The organism is Variovorax sp. MHTC-1, from assembly GCF_003984645.1.
In the GTDB taxonomy this organism is placed as follows: domain Bacteria; phylum Pseudomonadota; class Gammaproteobacteria; order Burkholderiales; family Burkholderiaceae_C; genus Variovorax.
Genome location: NZ_RWKI01000005.1, coordinates 42,158 through 61,622, shown reverse-complemented (window position 1 = coordinate 61,622; position 19,465 = coordinate 42,158). Strand labels below are relative to the sequence as shown.

Below are 19,465 nucleotides of genomic sequence, written 5' to 3'. Positions count from 1 at the left end.
ACCTTTCTTGGTTTTTCTTGGAAGGAAAGTCATGGACCCCCTCATCGGCCAATTGCTGACTCCGAAATACGCCCTCGGGACGGTGGTGCTCTCGTACGTGATTTCGTTCTTCGGCTCGCTGCTCGCCCTTCTGTGCGCAAGAAAGATGGTCCGTGCCGACGGCACTGTGGACTTCGCCATGCTGGCCTCCGGCGCCGTGGCCCTGGGCGGCATCGGCATCTGGTCGATGCACTTCATCGGCATGGTGGCCTACCGCCTGCCCATTCCCATTGCCTACAACCTGCCCTTGACCGTCCTCTCGCTGGTGGCCGCGATCGTCATTTCCGGCATCGCCCTGTACCTGGCGGGCGGCAAGCGCTTCAACGCCAAGGGCTGGGTCGCCGGCAGCCTGCTGGCGGCAGTGGGCGTCTGCGTGATGCACTACATGGGCATGTTCGCGATGAGTCTGCGCGCGACGATGAGCCTCGATGGGAACATCGTGGCGGGCTCCTTCGCCATCGCCGTCATCGCCGCCGCCTCGGCACTGTGGCTGGCCTTCAACCTGACCGAGCTGACGCACCAGGTGGTGGCGGCCGCCGTGATGGGCGTCGCCGTCTGCTCGATGCACTACGTCGGCATGACGGCGGCCAGCATGGTTTGCATCGCGCCCACGGCCCCCAGCGCCTTCGCCGTCGGCGGCAGCAACATCGGGCTGGGCGTGTTCGGCATCGCCGGCATCGTGCTGATCTTTATCCTCTGGGTGGTGACAGGCCGCGCGATCGACAGCTCGCCACGGGCCACGGCGCACGCATAGCCAGTTTGCGCAAGCGGTGCGCCAGGCCGCGCGCCTAGAGTGAGGCATGCAGTACACCCACGAGCACCTCGAGATCCAGAAGACGCTCAGGCGCTTCATCGACGAGGAGATCAACCCGCATGTCGACGCGTGGGAAGCGGCGGAGAGCTTTCCCGCGCACGAGGTGTTCAGGAAGCTCGGCGCGCTCGGCCTGCTGGGGCTCAACAAGCCGGAGGAGTACGGCGGCGCCGGGCTCGACTACTCCTACGCGATGGCGCTGGCCGAAGCGCTCGGCCATGTGCGCTGCGGCGGCGTGCCGATGGCCATCGGCGTGCAGACCGACATGTGCACGCCGGCGCTCGCGCGCTTCGGCAGCGACGCGTTGCGGCGCGAGTTCCTCGCACCCGCGATCGCCGGCGAAACCGTGGGCTGCATCGGCGTCAGCGAACCCGGCGCCGGCAGCGACGTGGCCGGCCTCAAGAGCCATGCGCGCAAGGACGGCGGCGACTACCTGATCAGCGGGCAGAAGATGTGGATCACCAACAGCCTGCAGGCCGACTGGATGTGCATGCTGGTCAACACCGGCGACGGGCCGGCGCACAGGAACAAGTCCTTGGTCATCGTGCCGATGGACAGCCCCGGCATCGAAAAGGCGAAGAAGATCAGGAAGATCGGCATGCACTCGAGCGACACCGGCCTCATCTACTTCGACAACGTGCGCGTGCCGCAACGCAACCGCATCGGCGAGGAAGGCCAGGGCTTCGTCTACCAGATGCAGCAGTTCCAGGAGGAGCGCCTGTGGTGCGCCGCCAGCTCGCTCGAACCGATGGAGGCCTGCATCACCGACACCATCGAGTGGGCGCAGCAGCGCAAGCTCTTCGGCGGCACACTGGCCGACCAGCAGTGGGTGCAGTTCAAGCTGGCCGAGCTCCAGACCGAGGTGGAAGCGCTGCGCGCGCTGACCTACCGCGCCTGCGACCTCCACGTGCAGGGCGAGGACGTGACCGCGCTGGCCTCCATGGCCAAGCTCAAGTGCGGCCGCCTCACGCGCGAAGTGGCCGACACCTGCCTGCAGTTCTGGGGCGGCATGGGCTTCACCTGGGAGAACCGTGTGTCGCGCCTGTACCGCGATGGCCGGCTGGCCTCGATCGGCGGCGGCGCCGACGAGGTGATGCTGGTCATCCTGGCCAAGACCATGGGGATCGCGAAGCGGCCGCCGCAGTCATGAAGAAGAGGATGCCTTGGCCGCCCTCAGCTTGTCCTTTTTGCTCGGGCGCTTGCCCTTGATGCCGCCGGTGCCGTCCTGTGCTCTTGCGCTCGCTCGAGTTTCTGCCGGCTCGAAGCCAGCCACCCGCTCGCGCGGCACGTTCAGGCCCTGGCGCTTTTCGATCAACCGGAAATGCGCCTCGCTGTCCGCGCTCACGAAGCTCAGCGCCACGCCGCTCTCGCCGGCACGTCCGGTGCGCCCGATGCGGTGCAGGTAATCGACGGCCGAACGCGGCAAGTCGTAGTTCACCACCGCCGGCAACTGCACTACGTCGATGCCGCGCGCGGCAAGGTCGGTGGCCACGACCACCTTGACCCTCGAAGCCTTGAAGTCGGCCAGCACCTGCGTGCGCTTGCCCTGGCTCAGCACGCCGTGGAAAGGCTCGGCATCGATGCCGGCCTTGCGCAGCTTGTCTGCCACGATCTCGGCCGCATGCTTGGTGGCGACGAAAACCAGCACCCGCGCCCAGCCCTCGTGCTGGACCAGGTGACGCAGCAGCTGCGTACGCCGCCCGGCATCGACCTCGATCGCGCGCTGCAGGATGGCGGGCGCTTCGGCTGCTTCGGCCTGCACCTCGATGCGGACCGGCTCGCGCAGGAGGCCCTCGGCCAGCGAGCGCACCGCGGCCGGGAAGGTGGCCGAGAACAGCAGGTTCTGGCGCTGCGCCGGCAAGAGCGCGAGGATGCGCCCGAGCTCGTCGGCAAAGCCGAGATCGAACAGCCGGTCGGCCTCGTCGAGCACCAGCATCGATACCGAGGAAAGCCTGAGCGCGCGGTGGTCGACCAGGTCCAGCAGCCGGCCCGGCGTGGCGACCATGACGTCGGCGCCGCCGCGCAGCGCCATCATCTGCGGATTGATGGAGACGCCGCCGAACGCGACCGCGATCTTGACCGGCGCCGGCAGATGCCGTGCCAGGCCGCGCATCGATTCACCGACCTGCGCCGCGAGTTCGCGCGTCGGCACCAGAATCAGCGCCCGCAGCCGGCGCGGCGCGTCCGGGCGCTCGCCCGCCAGCCGCTGCAGCAGCGGCAGCGAGAAGGCGGCCGTCTTGCCGGAACCGGTCTGGGCCGCGCCCAGGATGTCGCGGCCCTGCAGAATCGGCGCAATGGCCGCGGCCTGGATGGCGGTGGGCGCGGCATAGCCCTTGTCGGCTGCGGCGCGCGCCATGGCAGGATCGAGGCCCAGAGAGCTGAATGGCATGAATGAGGAAGGTGAAGACAAGTGAAGGAGCATAGCCAGCATGTCGCCCGATGACCTCGAACGCCTGGTGAGGCTCGAAATGCCCTTCGGTAAGCACAAAGGTTGCGTGATCGCCGACCTGCCCGGCAACTACCTCCAGTGGTTCGCGCGCGAGGGCTTTCCCAAGGGCGAGATCGGCCGCCTGCTGGCACTGATGCACGAGATCGACCACAACGGGTTGAAGGGCCTGCTGGATCCGCTGCGAAGGCCGCGTTAACCCTTACAAAAAGCATTTCTGACAAATTCTCAATAGTGAACGACAATACCGGGGCGTCCTGGCATTTTTTCTGCCAAAGACGTGATCCGGTGATCGGTCAGTTTCGCGCCACAGCGCTGCTTTAGTTTGTTGTGATACAGGGACTCCATCGCTTTGTTTTGTTGGTTTGAATTAGGAGTCCCTCCATGGGCAAGAAACTTTACGTAGGCAACCTCGCTTACTCCGTGCGCGACGACACACTCGAACAGGCTTTTGGCCAGTACGGTTCGGTCGCCAGTGCCAAGGTCATGATGGAACGCGACAGCGGTCGCTCCAAGGGCTTCGGCTTCGTCGAAATGAGCAGCGACGCGGAAGCGCTCGCAGCCATCGAAGGCCTGAATGGCCAATCCCTCGAAGGCCGCAGCCTGACCGTCAATGAAGCCCGTCCGATGGAGCCCCGTTCGCCCGGCGGCTTCGGCGGCGGCGGTGGCCGCAGCGGCGGCGGTGGCGGCTACGGTGGTGGCGGCGGCGGCGGTTACGGCGGCGGCGGCGGTGGCGGCAATCGCAGCGGCGGTGGCGGCTACGGCGGCGGCGGCGGTGGTCGCGGCGGCTACTAAGCACATAGCGCACGCTTCACAGCGTCGATGAAAAGGCTCCTTCGGGAGCCTTTTTTCGTTGCGCGTCAACACGCCTGACGAGGATCAAGGCCGCTATCGGCCGGGTGCTGGCGGCGGCGCTGGCGCGGGCGCTGCCGGGCACCGTGCTCTTGCCTTCGATCAAGGCGAAGCGCTAAGAAGCCTTTGTGGAGGACTGAGCAGTCCCAGCAGTTGCAAGGCCAGCCGGTGCGTCGTCGAACGCGGGTCGGCAAGTTCGTTGAGCACGTCCATGTGGTTGCGCCGTGCAACGCGCTCCGCGGCAACGACGCGCGGACCCCACGCTTGCGAGATCAGCGCAGCCTGCCGCTGGAACTCCTCGCTCTCGTCGCCGCCGACCACTGTCGCCAGCGATCCGCGCGGCGGCGGCAGCAGCGCAGCCGGGCTCAGGCGCAGGGCCGACGCGGCGTCGAGGCGGACGTCCGTAGCCAGGAAGGGCGCGTGCCGCAGCGGTTCGAGCTCGTAGAGGCCTGAAATAGCCAACGCAGACTTCACCAGATCCGCAGGCAGGTCAGACGCCACGGCGCGCCAATCGCAGGCGAGCAGCATCGTCGCCAGGTGTCCTCCGGCGGAGTGGCCGGCCACCACGATGCGCTCGGGATCCCCGCCGTGTTCCGCCGCATGCCGATACACCCAGGCCAAGGCCTGCACCAGCTGCAGCACGATGTGCTCGATGCCGACCGCCGGGCACAGCGCGTAGTTCGCCAGCACCACCATCGCCCCGGCATCGACGAAGGGCGGGGCCACGAAGCTCTGGTCGCGCTTGTCCAGCGCGCGCCAGTAGCCGCCGTGGATGTACACCAGCACCGGCGCGCCGGGACGCAAGGCCGGATGCACATCGAGTCGCTCGCTGGCGTCATCGCCGTATGCGAGATCGCACACCCAGCCGGGCAACTCGTAGGCCCTGGCCGAGGCATCGGCCCAATGCTTCAGGATCGACGGATGCTCCGGAATGCGCGCGCGGTTGTTGTACTGCGCATCGAACCAGGCGGGCGATGGGCGGCGCACGATGGCCCTCGCGCTCAGCGCCGCTTTGCCGCGGCCGCGACGGCCTTCGCACCGTTCACGCGGGCTGGGCGCGGAACCGGCTGCTTCTGGTCGGACTCGCGCAGCGCCGCATCGATCAGCGCATCGGCCATCCAAAGCGCCGTGCGCTCGACCTCGCGGTCGCGCAAGCCCCAGATGTCCTTGAGGATCACATAGGGCTCGATGCCGTAGACCACCGACAGCGCATGGTGCAGCCGGTCCCGCACGGCCGGCCGCAACTGGGGCGCTAGCGGCTCGATCGCATGCTGGAGGATGCGCACGCGGTGGCCGCGCCGATAGGGTTCCTCCTCCAGCAGGCCGGCGCGCTCGAGCGCCCATTGCTCCAACGACAGCTGCGCGGCCGCACGCAGCTGGGCCTCGAATTCCTTGAAGCGCGGAAAGGTCTGGACGAACAGTTCGTGCACCCGCTCGCGGCCGCTCGGGTTGTCGGAGGCGAGCTTGCGCACCGGCCCGAGCGAGCTGTCGATCACCGCGGTGACCAATGCGCTGCGGCTCGGAAAGTAGCGGTAGGCCGTGGCGCGCGACACCTTCGAGCGCGCCGCCGCCTCGGCCACCGAAGGGATGTGGCCGTCCTGCCGAATGATGTCCATGGCGGTGTCGAGCAGGAGCTTGAAGGTGGCGGCCTTGACGCCGCGCTCGGGCGGCAGCGGGGGTTCGCTCAGCTTGTGCTTCAGTCGCGCCATGGGGTTTGTACGGGTCCGGAAGGGCTTGGCTTCACTTGTGAAGGTCTGAGGTCGGCACGTATGATGCACCGATCCCGATTTGAGACGCAAGTCTCAAAAATGGCAATTCCCTGATCTCGAGGCGGCTGGTGTCACCGGCAAGAACCGCGGGACATGACGGAGACAAATGCGATGCGCTTGGCCAGCTGGAGTTGGGGCGGACGCGATCACGTGGGCACGATCTCGCCGGACGGGCGTGAGGCCACGCCGCTGGCCGTGCGCGACGCATCGCTGGGCGCCCTGCCCCTGATCCAGGCGCTCGCCCGCGACGAGCCGCTGCCGCAGCCTTCCGGCGCTCGGCTGCCCGTTGAAGTCGTCACGCTGCGCGCACCGCTGCCGCGCCCGCTGCGCAGCCTGTTCTGCATCGGGCGCAACTACCGCGCGCACGCCACCGAGCTCGCGAGCACCGTGTTCCGAGAGACCATGCCCGAAAAGGACCCGTGGCCGATCGTCTTCGGCAAGCTGGGCGAATGCGTGGTCGGGCCGCACGATGTGGTGCGCCTGCCCTCGGCCGCCATCTCGGTGCAGATCGACTACGAATCGGAGCTGGCCGTGGTCATCGGCCGGGGCGGGCGCGACATCCCGCGCTCGCGTGCGATGGACCATGTGTTCGGCTACACCATCGTCAACGACGTGACCGCGCGCGACGTGCAGATGCGCCATCAGCAATGGGAGCTGGGCAAGAGCTTCGACGGCTTCTGCCCGATGGGGCCGTGGATCGTGAGCGCGGACGAGCTCGACGGCCGCGCCACGCGCGTGCGCGGCTGGGTCAACGGCGCGCTGCGCCAGGACGGACTCACGAAAGACATGATCTTCGACATCCCGACGCTCGTCGAGACCTGCTCGCGCGGCATCACGCTGCATGCGGGCGACGTGATCGCCACCGGCACGCCGGCCGGCGTCGGCATGGGCCAGACGCCGCCGCAGTGGCTCAGATCCGGCGACCGGGTGCGCATCGAGATCGACGGCATCGGCGCCATCGAGAACAGGTTCGAATAGATGGCCTTCCAATTGATCGATCGCATCGCGGTGGAAGAAGAAGGCGAAGGCCCTGCCGTCGTCTGCGTGCACGGCCTGGGCGGCAGCTCGAACAGCTTCACGCCGCTGATGCCGGCGCTGGCGCGGCATCGCGTGATCCGCGTCGACCTGCCGGGCAGTGGACGCTCCCAGCGGGCCGAGGGCGCGCTCTCGATCGAGCGCTACGTCGACACGTTGCTCGCCGTCTGCGAGCGCCTGAAGCTCACGCGGGCTCACTGGATCGGGCATTCGATGGGCACCATCGTTTGCCAGCACATCGCGGCCGACCATCCCAAGCTTGCGGCCAGCGTCGCGCTCTTCGGGCCACTGATCGCCCCGCCCGACGCCGCGCGAGCCGCCATGCAGGCGCGCGCGGCCAAGGCGCGCGAAGGCGCGGCCGGCATGCACGAGATCACCCAGTCGCTGCTGCAGGCCGCGGTCTCCGCCGACACGCGCCAGCGCCTGCCGCTGGCCGTGGCCTTCGTGCGCGAGAGCCTGATGCGGCAGGACGGCGACGGCTATGCGCGCAGCTGCGAAGCGCTCGCCGGCGCCCGAGGAGCGGCGCTGGAGCGCATCGAAGCGCCCGTGCTGCTGGTCACCGGCGACGAGGACGGCGTCGCGCCGCCGCAGGCGGTGCGCGCCATGGCCGACAAGCTGCACAACGCGGCCAGCAAGCGCGTGGTGGTGCTGCCGCGCTGCGGGCACTGGACGCCGGTCGAGCGTCCCGACGAATGCCAGCGCGAGCTGCGCGAGTTCCTGGCAACCAACGCGAGGACCTGAGATGAGCTCACTGCCCGGCCGCCCGAAGGTGGGCTCGCTTCCCCTCGGGGGGAACGGCGCGCAGCGCCGAAGGGGGTACTGATGGCCGATGTGATGTTCACCAACGTCCGCATCTTCGACGGCGGCGGCGAAGCGCCCTTCACCGGCGACGTGCTGGTGCAGGGCAACCGCATCGCGCGCGTCGTGCCCACTGGCTACGGCGCGCGCTCGGCGCCGGTGATGGGCGCGCAGCTGATCGACGGCGCCGGCGCCTTCCTGATGCCGGGCATGGTGGAGGCGCACACGCATTTCTCGTGGAACGACCAGCCCAGCCTCGACGCCATCCAGCGCATGCCGCCCGAAGAGCACATCCTGTGGTGCGCCGAAGTCGCGAAGCGCTACCTCGATATGGGCTGGACCAGCTGCGTCGGCGCCGCGGCGGCGAAGCCGCGGCTCGACGTGGTGATTCGCAACGCGATCGCCGACGGCACCATCGTCGGCCCGCGCTACCTGGCGGCCAGCCAGGAGATCACCGTGCCCGGCGGCCTCGGCGACACCACGCAGCCGCACCTGCCGCAGCCCGAGTTCGCCTTCGGCGCGGTCGTCAGCGGCGCCGAGGAAATGCGGCGCTGCGTGCGCATGTTCGCCAAGTACGGCGTCGACTCGCTGAAGATCAATCTCTCGGGCGAGTCGATCACCGGCATGTCCAGCGAGATGAGCCAGTTCACCGAAGAGGAGATCGCGGTCTGCGTGCAGGAGGCCAAGGCCTGGGGCAAGCGCGTGGCGGCGCATGCGCGCTCCACCTGGTCGATCAAGCAGTGCGTGAAGCAGGGCATCGAGGTGATCTACCACGCCAGCTTCACCGACGAGGAAGCGCTCGACATGCTGGAAGAGCACAAGCTCGAGCACTTCATCGCGCCGGGGCTGGCCTGGCTCATCAACACCTGCCATCACGCGAGCGAATGGGGCCTGACGCCCGAGGTGACGCGCAAGATGGGCTACCACCGCGAGCTCGAGGCCGCGGTCGAGAGCATGCGCGCGATGCGCAAGCGCGGCATCCGCATCCTGCCCGGCGGCGACTACGGCTTTGCGTGGACGCCGCACGGCACCAACGCGAAGGATCTGGAGTACTTCGTCAAGCACGTGGGCATGAGCACGATGGAAGCGCTGCTCTCGGCCACCGCCTGGGGCGGCCCGATGATGCGCATGGGCAAGGTGCTCGGCTACATCCGCGAAGGCTATCTCGCCGATCTCCTGCTGATCGACGGCGATCCGCTGGCCGACATCACTGTGCTGCAGGACAAGAGCCGCATCCTGGCGGTGATGAAGGACGGCGAGTTCCACCGCGCGCCGCCGGTGCGGCAGGCGCACATGACACGCTGGGCGGCTTGACATGAGACCGGCGTTTTCCTCTTGTCCCCTCTCCCTCCGGGAGAGGGCCACGGTGAGGGCACCGGACGCATCCATCGCTCCACATGTTCGAAGGCCCAGCGCCCTCACCCCCACCCTCTCCCGGAGGGAGAGGGAGCAAGACAGGAGAAGCTCATGAGCGATGTTGTCTTCACCAACGTTCGCATCCTCGACGGCACGGGGCAGAACCCGTACACCGGCAGCGTGCTGGTGCGCGGCAACCGCATCCGCCAGGTCGGCCGCAGCACGGCGCCGATCGCGCCCGGCGGCGCGATGGTGGTCGACGGCGCCGGCGCCACGCTGATGCCCGGCCTCTGCGAGGCCCACACGCACTTCTCGTGGAACGACGCGGCCACGCTCTCGGCGATCCAGCGCATGCCGCTGGAGGAGCACGTGCTGTGGTGCGCCAAGGTCGCCAAGCGCTATCTCGAAGCCGGCTTCACCTCCTGCGTGGGCGCGGCCTGCGCCAAGCCGCGGCTCGACGTGGTGATCCGCAACGCCATCAACGCGGGCCAGATCCCCGGGCCGCGCTACCTGGCCGCGAGCCAGGAGATCACCGTGCCCGGCGGCCTGGGCGACGAGACCTTGCCGCACCTGCCCTTCCCCGAGTTCAGCTTCGGCGTGAACGTGAACTCGGCCGACGAGATGCGCAAGGTGGTGCGCATGTTCCTCAAGTACGGCGTCGACTCGATCAAGCTCAATCTCTCGGGCGACAACTTCACGCCCGACTCGCCGGCCGAGACCACCTGGATGAGCGATGCCGAGGTCGACGCGGCGATGCAGGAAGTGCGTGTGCGCGGCAAGCGCGGCACCGCGCATGCGCGCTCGGCGGCCTCGGTCAAGCAGGCGCTGCGCCACGGCATCGACGTGATCTACCACGCGAGCTTCACCGACGAGGAGACGCTCGACATGCTGGAGGCCGCGAAGGAGCGCGTCTTCGTCGCGCCGGGCATCGCGATCATCTACGCGATGCTGCACGAGGCCGAGCCCTACGGCATCACGCACGAGAAGGCGGTCGCGATGGGCTACCAGATCGAATGGGACGCGGCGCTCGAGTCGCTGAAGGCCATGCACCGGCGCGGCGTGCGCGTCCTGCCCGGCGGCGACTACGGCTTCGCCTTCACGCCGCATTGCCAGAACGCGCGCGACCTGGAGTTCTTCGTCAAGCACCTCGGCTTCACGCCGGCCGAGGCGATCCGCTCGGCCACGGTCTACGGCGGCCAGATCATGATGCGCGGCCACGAGCTCGGCACCATTCAGGACGGCTACCTGGCCGACCTGCTGCTGGTCGACGGCGATCCGCTCGCCAACCTCGCCATCCTGCGCGACCCGAAGCGCATCCTCGCGGTGATGAAGGACGGCGAGTTCGCCAAGGCGCCGGAGATCGCGTCGCAGCGGGTGTGGGAGCGGGCTGCATGACATCAACGGGTCGTTGGCTGTTGTGGCTGCTGGTGGGCGGCCCGGTCCTCGCGTTCTCGCTCTGGGCGCTCTTCGACAACGCGCGCCTCTACCTCGTCACGCTGCTCAACAGCCTCACGCTGGCTTCGCTGTACTTCATCGTCGCCAGCGGCTTCACGCTGGTCTTCGGGCTGATGCGCAACGTCAACCTCGCGCACGGCTCGCTGTACCTGCTCGGCGGCTACGTGGGCTACGTGGTCGCGAACCACACCGGCTGGTGGATTCTCGCGGTGGCGGCCGGCTTCGCCGCGTCGGCGATCGCCGGGCTCCTGATCCAGTGGCTGATCCTGCGCCACATGCAGGGCGAGGAGCTGCGCCAGACACTGGTGACGATCGGCCTGTCGATCGTGATCGCCGACGTGCTGCTGTGGATCTTCACCGGCCAGGTGCACCAGATGGAAGCCCCGAGCTGGCTGCAGGGGCCGATTCGCGACATCCCGCTCATCCGCGCGTACTCCGCCTACCGGCTCAGCCTGCTGGGCTTCGGCATCCTGATCGGCGTCGGGCTGTGGTGGCTGCTGAACCGCACGCGGGTCGGCATGATGATCCGCGCCGGCGTCGACGATCGCGCGATGCTCGCGGCCGCCGGCGTGAACGTGAACCGCGTGTTCGCGATCACCTTCATGCTCGGCGCCGGGCTGGCGGGCTTCGGCGGCGTGATCGGCGCGGTCGAGCTGTCGATGGTGCCGGGCGAGGACATCCGGCTGCTGCTCGCCTCCTTGATCGTCGTGATCGTCGGCGGCATGGGCAGTGTCGTGGGCGCCGCGATCGGCGCGGTGATTCTCGGCCTCGCCGAGACCTACGGCCTCGCCTATGCGCCGACCTACAGCGTGGTCTTCACCTTCGGCATCCTGATCCTCGTGCTCGCCTTCCGGCCGCGGGGAATCATGGGGAGGGCATCGTGAGCGCCGCAAAATGGCGCCGCGCGATGAACGGGCGCGCCGCCATGACCTCGTCGATTCGCCCGGCCGCGGCGGTGCCGTTCCCGGGCATCCCGGCGCAGCCCGCCGAGCGCGGTGCGCGCTGGTTCGATGCGCTGCGCGCATACGTCGGCCCGCACCACATCGTCGTGCTCGCCGCCCTGCTGCTGCTCCCTTTCATCGCCTCGCCCTTCTTCACCTTCCAGGTCGCGGCGCAGGCGCTGGTGCTCGGGCTGATCGCACTCTCGCTGACCTTCCTGGCCGGCTACGGCGGCATGATCTCGCTGGCGCAGATGACGGTGGCCGGCATCGCCGGCTATGCGCTCGCGATACTCGGCACCAGCAGCAGCGCCGAGATCAGCCTCGGCTGGCCATGGTGGGCGGCGGTGCCCTTCGCACTGCTCATAGCGACCATCGCCGCGACCTTGATCGGGTGGCTGTCGGTGCGTACCGAAGGCATCTACACGATCATGATCACGCTGGCCATCGGGGTCGCGTTCTACTACCTGGTGCTGCAGAACTACAGCCTCTTCAACGGCTTCCAGGGCCTGCGCGAGCTGAAGCCGCCCACCGTCTTCGGCGTCAACTGGCGCGACCCGCTGCCCTTCTATTTCCTCGCGCTGGCCTTGTCGCTCGCCGCATACCTGCTGGTGCGCTGGATCGTGCGCGCGCCCTTCGGCATCGCGCTGCAGGGCATCCGCGACAACCCGCGGCGCATGCGCGCGCTCGGTTTCCATGTGGTCGCGCATCGCGTGGCGGCCTATGCGCTGGCCGGCGCGATCGCGGCCGTCGGCGGCATCCTGCTCGCCTGGTACAACGCGCTGATGTCGCCGGGCTCGGTCGGCACTTCCTGGCTGATCAACATCCTCGTGATCGCGGTGCTCGGCGGCATCCGGCACCCGATCGGCGCCTTCCTCGGCGCGCTGGTCTTCGTGCTGCTGCAGACCTTCGCCATCGACCTGATCGACCGCGAGCGCTTCAATCTCGTGATCGGCGGCGTGTTCCTCGCCGTGGTGCTTTTTTCCCCCGACGGCCTGCTCGGACTGTGGGCGATGTTGCGCTCGCGTTTCGGCCCGAGACCAGGCTTGATTTCCAACCAAAGGAGACAACCGTGAACGTGACTAAGCGACTCTGGGTTCGTTCGATATTGGGCGCGGCCGCTGCCGCGGCGCTGGCAGGCGGCGCCTGGGCGCAGCAGGGCCAGCCGGTGAAGATCGGCCTCCTGGCCACGCTCGAGGGGCCGTTCGCGGCCGGTGGCGCGGACGGCATGCGCGGCGCCGAGCTGGCGGTCAAGCAGCGCGGCGGCACGGTGGCTGGCCGCAAGATCGAGCTCATCAAGGCCAGCTCCGACGCCAAGCCCGACGTCGCGGTCAACGCGACGCGCAAGCTGGTGGAGCAGGACAAGGTCGACATCATGGTGGGCCCGCTGTCCGGCGGCGAAGGCATCGCGGTCAAGGACTATTCCAAGACCCAGCCGCAGGTGACCTTCATCAACGGCGCCTCCGGCGCGCAGGCGACCACGCTGGTCAACCCGAGCCCGAACTTCTTCCGCTTCAACACCGAAGGCGCGCAGTGGATGATGGGCCTCGGCAAGGCGGCGCTGGCCAAGGGCTACAAGCGCACCATGGTGATCGCCGAGGACTACGCCTTCCCCTACTCGCAGGTGCAGGGCTTCATGGCCGAGTACTGCAAGGCCGGCGGCAAGGTGCCCGAGAAGGCCTGGGTACCGCTGGGCGGCAAGGACTACTCGTCGGTGATCGCGAAGATCCCGAAGGACGTCGACGCGCTCCTGGTCGTGCTCGGCGGCGCCGACGCGGTCAACTTCCTGACCCAGTACGAGAACGCGGGCGGCGACAAGCCGATACTCGGCGGCTCGATCACCGTCAGCCAGGACGTGCTCAACTACAAGGGCAAGCGCCGCGACTCGCTGGTCGGCACGCTGTCGGCCGGGCCGCTGGCCGACGCCTACGACGGCGCGGAATGGAAGGCCTTCGTCGCCGATTACCAGAAGAACTATCCGGTCTCGGCCGGCGGCTTCCCGAGCCCGAGCCTGTTCGCCTACGTTTACTACGTCAACATGAAGGCGGCACTGGACGGGCTGGACGCGGTCAAGGGCGACCTGTCCAACAATCAGGCCAAGTTCCGCGAAACGCTGTCGAAGATGACGCTGAAGACGCCGAACGGCGACGTCAAGCTGGACGCCAACCGCCAGGCGATCGGTACCACTTTCGTCACCGAAGTCGTGAAGGACTCGAAGGGAAACCTGTTCAACAAGGTGCACAGCAAGGTCGACAACGTCGAGCAGCTGCTGGGCATGAAGCCCGACGAGTTCAAGATCGGCTCGCGCGACGTGCCGAGTTGCCCGTAAGCGAAAGGCGCCGGTGGCTTCCGTCGCCTCCATCGCCAGGCCGCCGGCCGCCCGCGCGGCGGACGGCCGGCCCGCGCAGCCGCCGCTCGCGTCCAGCGACGCGCTGGTGCTCACCGGCGTCACGCGGACCTTCGGTGCGCTGCGGGCGGTCGACGACGTGTCCTTCTCGGTCGCCGCCGGGCAGAAGTACGCGGTGCTCGGCTCCAACGGCGCCGGCAAGACCACGCTCTTCAATGCCATCACCGGCGACTTCCCGCCCACTGCCGGGCGGATCCATTTCTTCGGCGAGGACATCACCGAGCTGCCGCCCTACGAACGCATCCGCAAGGGCTTGCGGCGCACCTACCAGTCCTCGCTGCTGTTTCGCGAACTCACCGTGCGCGACAACCTCTTCCTCGCGGTGCGCGGCGTGGCGAGCGGCCGCTTCAGCTGCTGGCGCCCGCGCGCAGGCGACGCGTCCATGAGCGCGACCAGGAACCTGCTCGAGCGCACGCGGCTCGCCCATCTCGCGAACGAGCGCGTCGCCAACCTGGCGCATGGCCAGCAGCGCCAGCTGGAGATCGGCATGGCGCTGGCCGGCGCGCCGCGCCTCGTGCTGTTCGACGAACCGGCCGCGGGCCTGTCGCCGGCCGAGCGCCGCGAGCTGGTCGCGCTGCTGCGCTCGCTGCCCGCGCACATGAGCTTCGTCCTGATCGAGCACGACCTCGACATCGCCTTGCGCGTGGTCGACCGCGTCACCGTGATGCACAACGGGCGCGAGCTTCGCACCGGCAGCCCGCAGGAGATAGAGAACGACGCGCAGGTGCAGGCGATCTACATGGGGAGCCGGCACTGATGGCCTGGTTCGGCAAGCACCGCGACAACACGACGAGCGGGGCGCCGGTGCTCGCGATCGAGGGCCTCGACGTCTTCTACGGCCGCGCCCATGCGCTGCAGGGCGTGAGCCTGACGCTGGAGCGCGGCGTGCTCGGCATCGTCGGGCGCAACGGCATGGGCAAGACCACGCTGTGCAACGCGGTCACAGGCCTGGTGCCGGCGCGCGGCAGCATCCGGTTCGCGGGCGAGGAGATCCTCGGCCTGGCGCCGAACGAGATTACGAAGCGCGGCATCGCCTACGTGCCGCAGGGCCGGCGCGTGTGGCCCTCGCTCTCGGTCGACGAGACGCTGCGCCTGGCCGCCGGCCGCCGGCGCGGTGTCGATCGCATCTACGCGATGTTCCCGCGCCTGGCCGAACGCCGCGGCCATGGCGGCGCGCAGCTCTCCGGCGGCGAGCAGCAGATGCTCGCGATCGGACGCGCGCTGCTGCTGGACCCGAAGCTGCTGGTGATGGACGAGCCCACCGAGGGCCTGGCGCCGGTGATCGTCGAGCAGGTGGCGCAGGCGCTGCGCGATCTCGCGGCCGAAGGCAAGATCGCGGTGCTCCTTATCGAGCAGAACCTCGGCGTCGCGATCTCGGTGGCCGACCGCATCGGCGTGATGGTCAACGGCCGCATCGCGCAGCAGATGCCGAGCGCGCAGCTCGCCGGCGACCGCGCTCTGCAGGAGCGCCTGCTCGGCTTGCGCTCGAACGGCCATGACGAAAAGGCCGGGCCCGGCGCCGAGGCCGAGGCCGTCCGCGTCGAACAGCCCGCGCCCACGCAGGTGTTCACCGTGCGCCGCGCGCATGGCGAGGGCGCGCCTTCGCTCGACGAGCTCGCGCCGAGCAGGGTGCGCGGCTTCACGCGCTGGAACGCCGGCGGCACGGCTGCGCCGGTGGTCGACATCGCGCGCGTGGCGCCCGCAGCGCAAGCGCCGGCCGTCGCGCCGGCCGCGCCGGCGGCCGCGTCGCCCCGCGTCTTCGACCTGCCCGTCGCCGCCAGCAGCGCGCGCGCCGCCTACGTGGCCGGCACCTTCGACACCAAGGGCCGCGAACTGCTCTTCCTGCGCCAGTGCCTGGAGCGTTCAGGGCTGCGCGTGGTCACGGTCGACCTGTCGACCTCCGGCAAGACCTCGCTGGCCAACGTGCACCCGCGCGAGGTCGCGCGCCATCACCCGCAAGGCGAATCAGCCGTCTTCAGCGGCGACCGCGGCAGCGCGACCGCCGCGATGGCGCTCGCCTTCGAAGCCTTCGTGCAGACGCGGCGCGACCTCGGCGGCATCATCTCCGCCGGCGGCTCCGGTGGCACCTCGATGGCCGCGCAGGGCATGCGCGCGCTGCCGATCGGCGTGCCCAAGATGATGGTCTCGACCATGGCGAGCGGAGACACGCGGCCCTACGTGGGTCCGAGCGACATCTGCATGATGTACTCGGTCACCGACGTGCAGGGCATCAACCGCATCAGCGAATGCGTGCTCGCCAACGCCGCGAATGCGCTGGCCGGGATGATCGCCCACCCGCCGGTCCGGTCGGCCGTCGACAAGCCGGCGATCGGCCTCACGATGTTCGGCGTGACGACGCCCTGCGTGCAGGCAATCACCAAGCGCCTCCAGGACAGCTACGACTGCCTCGTGTTCCATGCCACGGGCGTCGGCGGCCAGTCGATGGAAAAGCTCGCCGACTCGGGCCTGCTGGCCGGCGTGATCGACGTCTCGACGACCGAGATCGCCGACGAGATCGCGGGCGGCGTGCTCTCGGCCGGACCGGCGCGCATGGACGTGTTCGCGCGCCACGCCCTGCCCTACGTCGGCTCGTGCGGCGCGCTGGACATGGTGAACTTCGGCGCCTGGGATACGGTCCCCGAGCGCTTGCGCGCACGCAAGCTGTACCGCCACAACCCGACGGTGACGCTGATGCGCACCACCGCCGACGAGTGCCGCGCGATCGGCGAATTCATAGCCGCCAAGCTCAACGCGATGCGCGGGCCGCTGCGCTTCCTGATCCCCGAAGGCGGCGTCTCCGCGATCGACCGGCCCGGCCAACCCTTCCACGACCCCGAAGCCGATCGGGCGCTGTTCGATGCCATCGAGAAGGGATTCCGAAGCGGCGCCGAGCGCAAGCTGCAGCGGCTGCCCCTGCACATCAACGACGAAGCCTTTGCCGAGGCGCTGGTCGGCGCCTGGCACGAGCTGTCCAGGCCGACAACCAGCGCACGGCGCGCCTGATCTCAACACACGACCCAACCATGCCCCGCATCGCCAGAACCACGCTGCTCGAACGCTTCCGCGCCAAGATCGCCGCCGGCCGGCCGATCATCGGCGGCGGTGCCGGCACCGGCCTGTCGGCCAAGTGCGAGGAGGCCGGCGGCATCGACCTGATCGTGATCTACAACTCGGGCCGCTACCGCATGGCCGGCCGCGGCTCGCTCGCAGGCCTCCTGGCCTACGGCAACGCCAACGAGATCGTCTGCGAGATGGCCCGCGAGGTGCTGCCGGTGGTGAAGAACACGCCGGTGCTGGCAGGCGTCAACGGCACCGACCCTTTCATGATCCCCGAAGAATTCCTGCAACGGCTGATCGGCCTGGGCTTCTCGGGCGTGCAGAACTTTCCGACCGTCGGGCTGATCGACGGCACCTTCCGCGCGAACCTCGAGGAAACCGGCATGGGCTATGCGCTCGAGGTCCGGATGATCGAACGCGCCCGCGCGCTCGATCTGCTGACTACGCCCTACGTGTTCAGCGAGGACGACGCGCGCGCGATGGCCGCGGCCGGCGCGGACATCATCGTCTGCCATCTGGGTCTCACCACCGGCGGATCGATCGGCGCCGAGACCGCGCTCACGCTCTCCGATTGCGTGCAACGCGTCAACCTGTGGGCAGCGGCAGCCCACGCGGTGAATCCGGAGGCCATCGTGCTGTGCCACGGCGGCCCGATCGCCACGCCGGAGGACGCGCGGCACATGCTGGCGCACTGCCCCGCATGCCACGGCTTCTACGGCGCGAGTTCGATGGAGCGCCTGCCGGTCGAGGCGGCGCTCACCGAAACCACGCGCCGCTTCGTTCAGATCACAAGGAGATGACATCCATGTCAGGCGCTCAATTCGGCAATTTCATCCTCGCGCTGATCGTCGTCGCGATCGTGGTCGCAGTCGCGGTCTGGCTGCTCCACTGGTTGTACCTGCGCAGTTCCAAGGAGCGCGCCTTCGTGCGCACCGGCCTCGGCGGCCAGAAGGTGGTGCTCGACGGCGGCGCCTTCGTGCTGCCGATCGTGCACGACGTGATCCCGGTCAACATGAACACGCTGCGACTCGAAGTGAGCCGCGGCCGCGACAAGGCGCTGATTACCAAGGACCGCATGCGCGTCGACGTGATCGCCGAGTTCTACGTGCGCGTGGCCACCAAGCCCGAGGCGGTGGCCGCGGCGGCGCAGACGCTGGGCCTGCGGACCATGGAGCCGGACCAGCTGAAGGAGCTGGTCGAAGGCAAGTTCGTCGATGCCCTGCGCACCGCCGCGGCCGAGATGACGATGGAGGAGCTGCACGAGAAGCGCGGCGCCTACGTGAGGCGGGTGCGCGAGGCGGTGGCCGAGGACCTGACCAAGAACGGCTTGGAGCTCGAGGCCGCCTCGCTGACCCAGCTCGACCAGACCGGCATGGAGTTCTTCAACCCGAGCAATGCCTTCGACGCCGAGGGCCTGACGCGCCTGACCGAGCAGATCGAGCACCGCAAGAAGCAGCGCAACGACGTCGAGCAGGACACGCTGATCGCGATCCGCAACAAGAACCTCGAGGCGGAGAAGCTCTCGCTGGAGATCGATCGCGAAGGCGAGTACGCCCGGCTGACGCAGCAGCGCGAGGTCGAGATCGCGCGTGCCCGCCAGCGTGCCGAGGTGGCCACCGAGCGCGCGCAGCGCGAACAGGCCGCCGAGGGCGCGCAGATCACGGCCAAGCAGAGCATCGATGCGGCTCGCATCCGCGCCGAGCAGACCATCGAGGAAGAGCGCATCGGCAAGGAGCGCGCGATCCAGAGCGCCGAGATCGAACGCCGCATGTCGCTCGAGCTCGCCGAGCAGCAGCGCGCCATCGCGGTCGCGCGCGAGAGCAAGGCGCAGAGCGAGGCCCAGGCCGAGGCCGAGAGCGCCCGTGCGCTGGCGGTGTCCGCCGAGGAGAAGGTGTTCACGGCGCGCGAGGTCGAGATGGCCGAGCGCAAGAAGGCCATCGACCTGATCGGTGCGGCGCAGGTCGCCGAACGCGACGCGCTGCGCCTCACTTCCGCGGCGCAGGCCGAGAAGGACGCCAGCGCCAACCGCGGCGCGGCGGTGCGCGCCCAGGCGGAGGCCGATGCCGACGCCGAGAAGATCAAGTCGATGGCGCTGCGCGTACGTGCCGAGATCGAGGCCGAGGCGGCGCGCATGATGAACGAGGCGCACAACATGCTCTCGCCCGAGGCGCGCATGTCGGCGCTGCGCATGAAGCTGGTCGAGAAGGCCGAGGCGATCATCCGCGAATCGGTGCGGCCGATGGAGCGCATCGAGGGCATCAAGATCCTGCACGTCGACGGCCTGGGCGGCTCGTCGGGTGCGGGCACCCAGAACGGCGACGGCGGCGGCTTTGCCGACGGGCTGGTCAACTCGGCGCTGCGTTTTCGCGCGCAGGCGCCGCTGGTGGACCAGCTGCTGCGCGAGATCGGCATCGAGGGCGGTGACATCCAGCGGCTGGTGGGCGACGTCAGCGGCGCCCAGGCCGCGTTGCCGTCGAGCGGCCCCAAGGCGAAGGGATAGCG

19 protein-coding genes and 1 pseudogene are annotated in these 19,465 nt (G+C 68.9%); 16 read left to right on the top strand and 4 right to left on the bottom strand.

Features of this window, described 5'->3' with window-relative positions:
* The first annotated feature begins 31 nt into the window (after window positions 1-31).
* Together EJI01_RS10210 and EJI01_RS10205 are read left to right on the top strand one after the other, a co-directional pair.
* Complete coding sequence (locus tag EJI01_RS10210; RefSeq protein ID WP_126837002.1) at window positions 32-793, top strand: MHYT domain-containing protein; 762 nt, start codon at window positions 32-34, stop codon at window positions 791-793.
* A 46-nt stretch (window positions 794-839) separates the two neighbouring features.
* Window positions 840-2,000 carry an acyl-CoA dehydrogenase family protein gene (locus tag EJI01_RS10205; protein WP_126837001.1) on the top strand — a complete coding sequence of 387 codons (1,161 nt, stop codon included), beginning with the start codon at window positions 840-842 and terminating at the stop codon, window positions 1,998-2,000.
* On the opposite strand, the gene EJI01_RS10200 is transcribed toward EJI01_RS10205, so the two are convergent.
* Window positions 1,995-3,239, bottom strand: coding sequence for a DEAD/DEAH box helicase (locus EJI01_RS10200; protein WP_126837000.1), 1,245 nt, complete (start codon window positions 3,237-3,239; stop codon window positions 1,995-1,997). The genes EJI01_RS10205 and EJI01_RS10200 overlap by 6 nt on opposite strands.
* Before the next feature lie 40 nt (window positions 3,240-3,279).
* Between EJI01_RS10200 and EJI01_RS10195 the strand changes: the two genes are divergently transcribed.
* A complete protein-coding gene (locus tag EJI01_RS10195; protein WP_126836999.1) occupies window positions 3,280-3,495 on the top strand; it encodes a DUF3820 family protein in 216 nt (71 codons plus the stop codon).
* A gap of 185 nt (window positions 3,496-3,680) precedes the next feature.
* Window positions 3,681-4,091 carry an RNA recognition motif domain-containing protein gene (locus EJI01_RS10190; RefSeq protein WP_126836998.1) on the top strand — a complete coding sequence of 137 codons (411 nt, stop codon included), beginning with the start codon at window positions 3,681-3,683 and terminating at the stop codon, window positions 4,089-4,091.
* 16 nt (window positions 4,092-4,107) lie between these two features.
* Here EJI01_RS10190 and EJI01_RS28745 read toward each other — a convergent pair whose 3' ends face one another.
* The 3 genes from EJI01_RS28745 to EJI01_RS10180 are packed head-to-tail and all read right to left on the bottom strand — an operon-like array spanning window position 4,108 to window position 5,857.
* Window positions 4,108-4,254 (bottom strand): hypothetical protein, encoded by a 147-nt coding sequence (locus EJI01_RS28745; RefSeq protein ID WP_185878888.1) that lies wholly within the window; start codon window positions 4,252-4,254, stop codon window positions 4,108-4,110.
* Complete coding sequence (locus tag EJI01_RS10185; protein ID WP_126836997.1) at window positions 4,251-5,135, bottom strand: alpha/beta hydrolase; 885 nt, start codon at window positions 5,133-5,135, stop codon at window positions 4,251-4,253. Before EJI01_RS10185 ends, EJI01_RS28745 begins: the two co-directional genes overlap by 4 nt.
* Before the next feature lie 14 nt (window positions 5,136-5,149).
* Window positions 5,150-5,857 (bottom strand): TetR/AcrR family transcriptional regulator, encoded by a 708-nt coding sequence (locus tag EJI01_RS10180; RefSeq protein ID WP_126836996.1) that lies wholly within the window; start codon window positions 5,855-5,857, stop codon window positions 5,150-5,152.
* Window positions 5,858-6,028: 171 nt separating this feature from the next.
* On the opposite strand from EJI01_RS10180, the gene EJI01_RS10175 reads away from it, so the two are divergent.
* The 12 genes and pseudogenes from EJI01_RS10175 to EJI01_RS10125 all read left to right on the top strand — a co-directional run bounded on the left by EJI01_RS10175 (window position 6,029) and on the right by EJI01_RS10125 (window position 19,463).
* Window positions 6,029-6,895, top strand: coding sequence for a fumarylacetoacetate hydrolase family protein (locus EJI01_RS10175; protein ID WP_126837290.1), 867 nt, complete (start codon window positions 6,029-6,031; stop codon window positions 6,893-6,895).
* Complete coding sequence (locus EJI01_RS10170) at window positions 6,896-7,693, top strand: alpha/beta fold hydrolase (RefSeq protein ID WP_126836995.1); 798 nt, start codon at window positions 6,896-6,898, stop codon at window positions 7,691-7,693.
* An 81-nt stretch (window positions 7,694-7,774) separates the two neighbouring features.
* Window positions 7,775-9,064, top strand: coding sequence for a metal-dependent hydrolase family protein (locus tag EJI01_RS10165; protein ID WP_126836994.1), 1,290 nt, complete (start codon window positions 7,775-7,777; stop codon window positions 9,062-9,064).
* A 153-nt stretch (window positions 9,065-9,217) separates the two neighbouring features.
* Window positions 9,218-10,501 (top strand): metal-dependent hydrolase family protein, encoded by a 1,284-nt coding sequence (locus tag EJI01_RS10160; protein WP_126836993.1) that lies wholly within the window; start codon window positions 9,218-9,220, stop codon window positions 10,499-10,501.
* Window positions 10,498-11,445 carry a branched-chain amino acid ABC transporter permease gene (locus EJI01_RS10155; protein ID WP_126836992.1) on the top strand — a complete coding sequence of 316 codons (948 nt, stop codon included), beginning with the start codon at window positions 10,498-10,500 and terminating at the stop codon, window positions 11,443-11,445. Before EJI01_RS10160 ends, EJI01_RS10155 begins: the two co-directional genes overlap by 4 nt.
* Window positions 11,442-12,575, top strand: a complete 1,134-nt coding sequence (locus EJI01_RS10150; protein WP_221885661.1) for a branched-chain amino acid ABC transporter permease — start codon at window positions 11,442-11,444, stop codon at window positions 12,573-12,575. The genes EJI01_RS10155 and EJI01_RS10150 overlap by 4 nt, the downstream gene beginning before the upstream one ends.
* Window positions 12,572-13,828: an ABC transporter substrate-binding protein gene (locus tag EJI01_RS10145; RefSeq protein WP_221885660.1), complete on the top strand. Its 1,257-nt coding sequence runs from the start codon at window positions 12,572-12,574 to the stop codon at window positions 13,826-13,828. The genes EJI01_RS10150 and EJI01_RS10145 overlap by 4 nt, the downstream gene beginning before the upstream one ends.
* 13 nt (window positions 13,829-13,841) lie before the next feature.
* Window positions 13,842-14,663 carry an ABC transporter ATP-binding protein gene (locus EJI01_RS10140; RefSeq protein ID WP_221885659.1) on the top strand — a complete coding sequence of 274 codons (822 nt, stop codon included), beginning with the start codon at window positions 13,842-13,844 and terminating at the stop codon, window positions 14,661-14,663.
* A pseudogene (locus EJI01_RS29270) lies at window positions 14,663-15,157 on the top strand (ABC transporter ATP-binding protein); the annotation flags it as partial. The gene EJI01_RS10140 and the pseudogene EJI01_RS29270, both read left to right, overlap by 1 nt.
* 513 nt (window positions 15,158-15,670) lie before the next feature.
* Window positions 15,671-16,909, top strand: a complete 1,239-nt coding sequence (locus EJI01_RS29265) for a Tm-1-like ATP-binding domain-containing protein (RefSeq protein ID WP_260602419.1) — start codon at window positions 15,671-15,673, stop codon at window positions 16,907-16,909.
* A 20-nt stretch (window positions 16,910-16,929) separates the two neighbouring features.
* Window positions 16,930-17,763: a phosphoenolpyruvate hydrolase family protein gene (locus EJI01_RS10130; protein WP_126836990.1), complete on the top strand. Its 834-nt coding sequence runs from the start codon at window positions 16,930-16,932 to the stop codon at window positions 17,761-17,763.
* Between the two features lie 5 nt (window positions 17,764-17,768).
* Window positions 17,769-19,463 (top strand): flotillin family protein, encoded by a 1,695-nt coding sequence (locus tag EJI01_RS10125; RefSeq protein ID WP_126836989.1) that lies wholly within the window; start codon window positions 17,769-17,771, stop codon window positions 19,461-19,463.
* The last annotated feature ends 2 nt before the right edge of the window (window positions 19,464-19,465 follow it).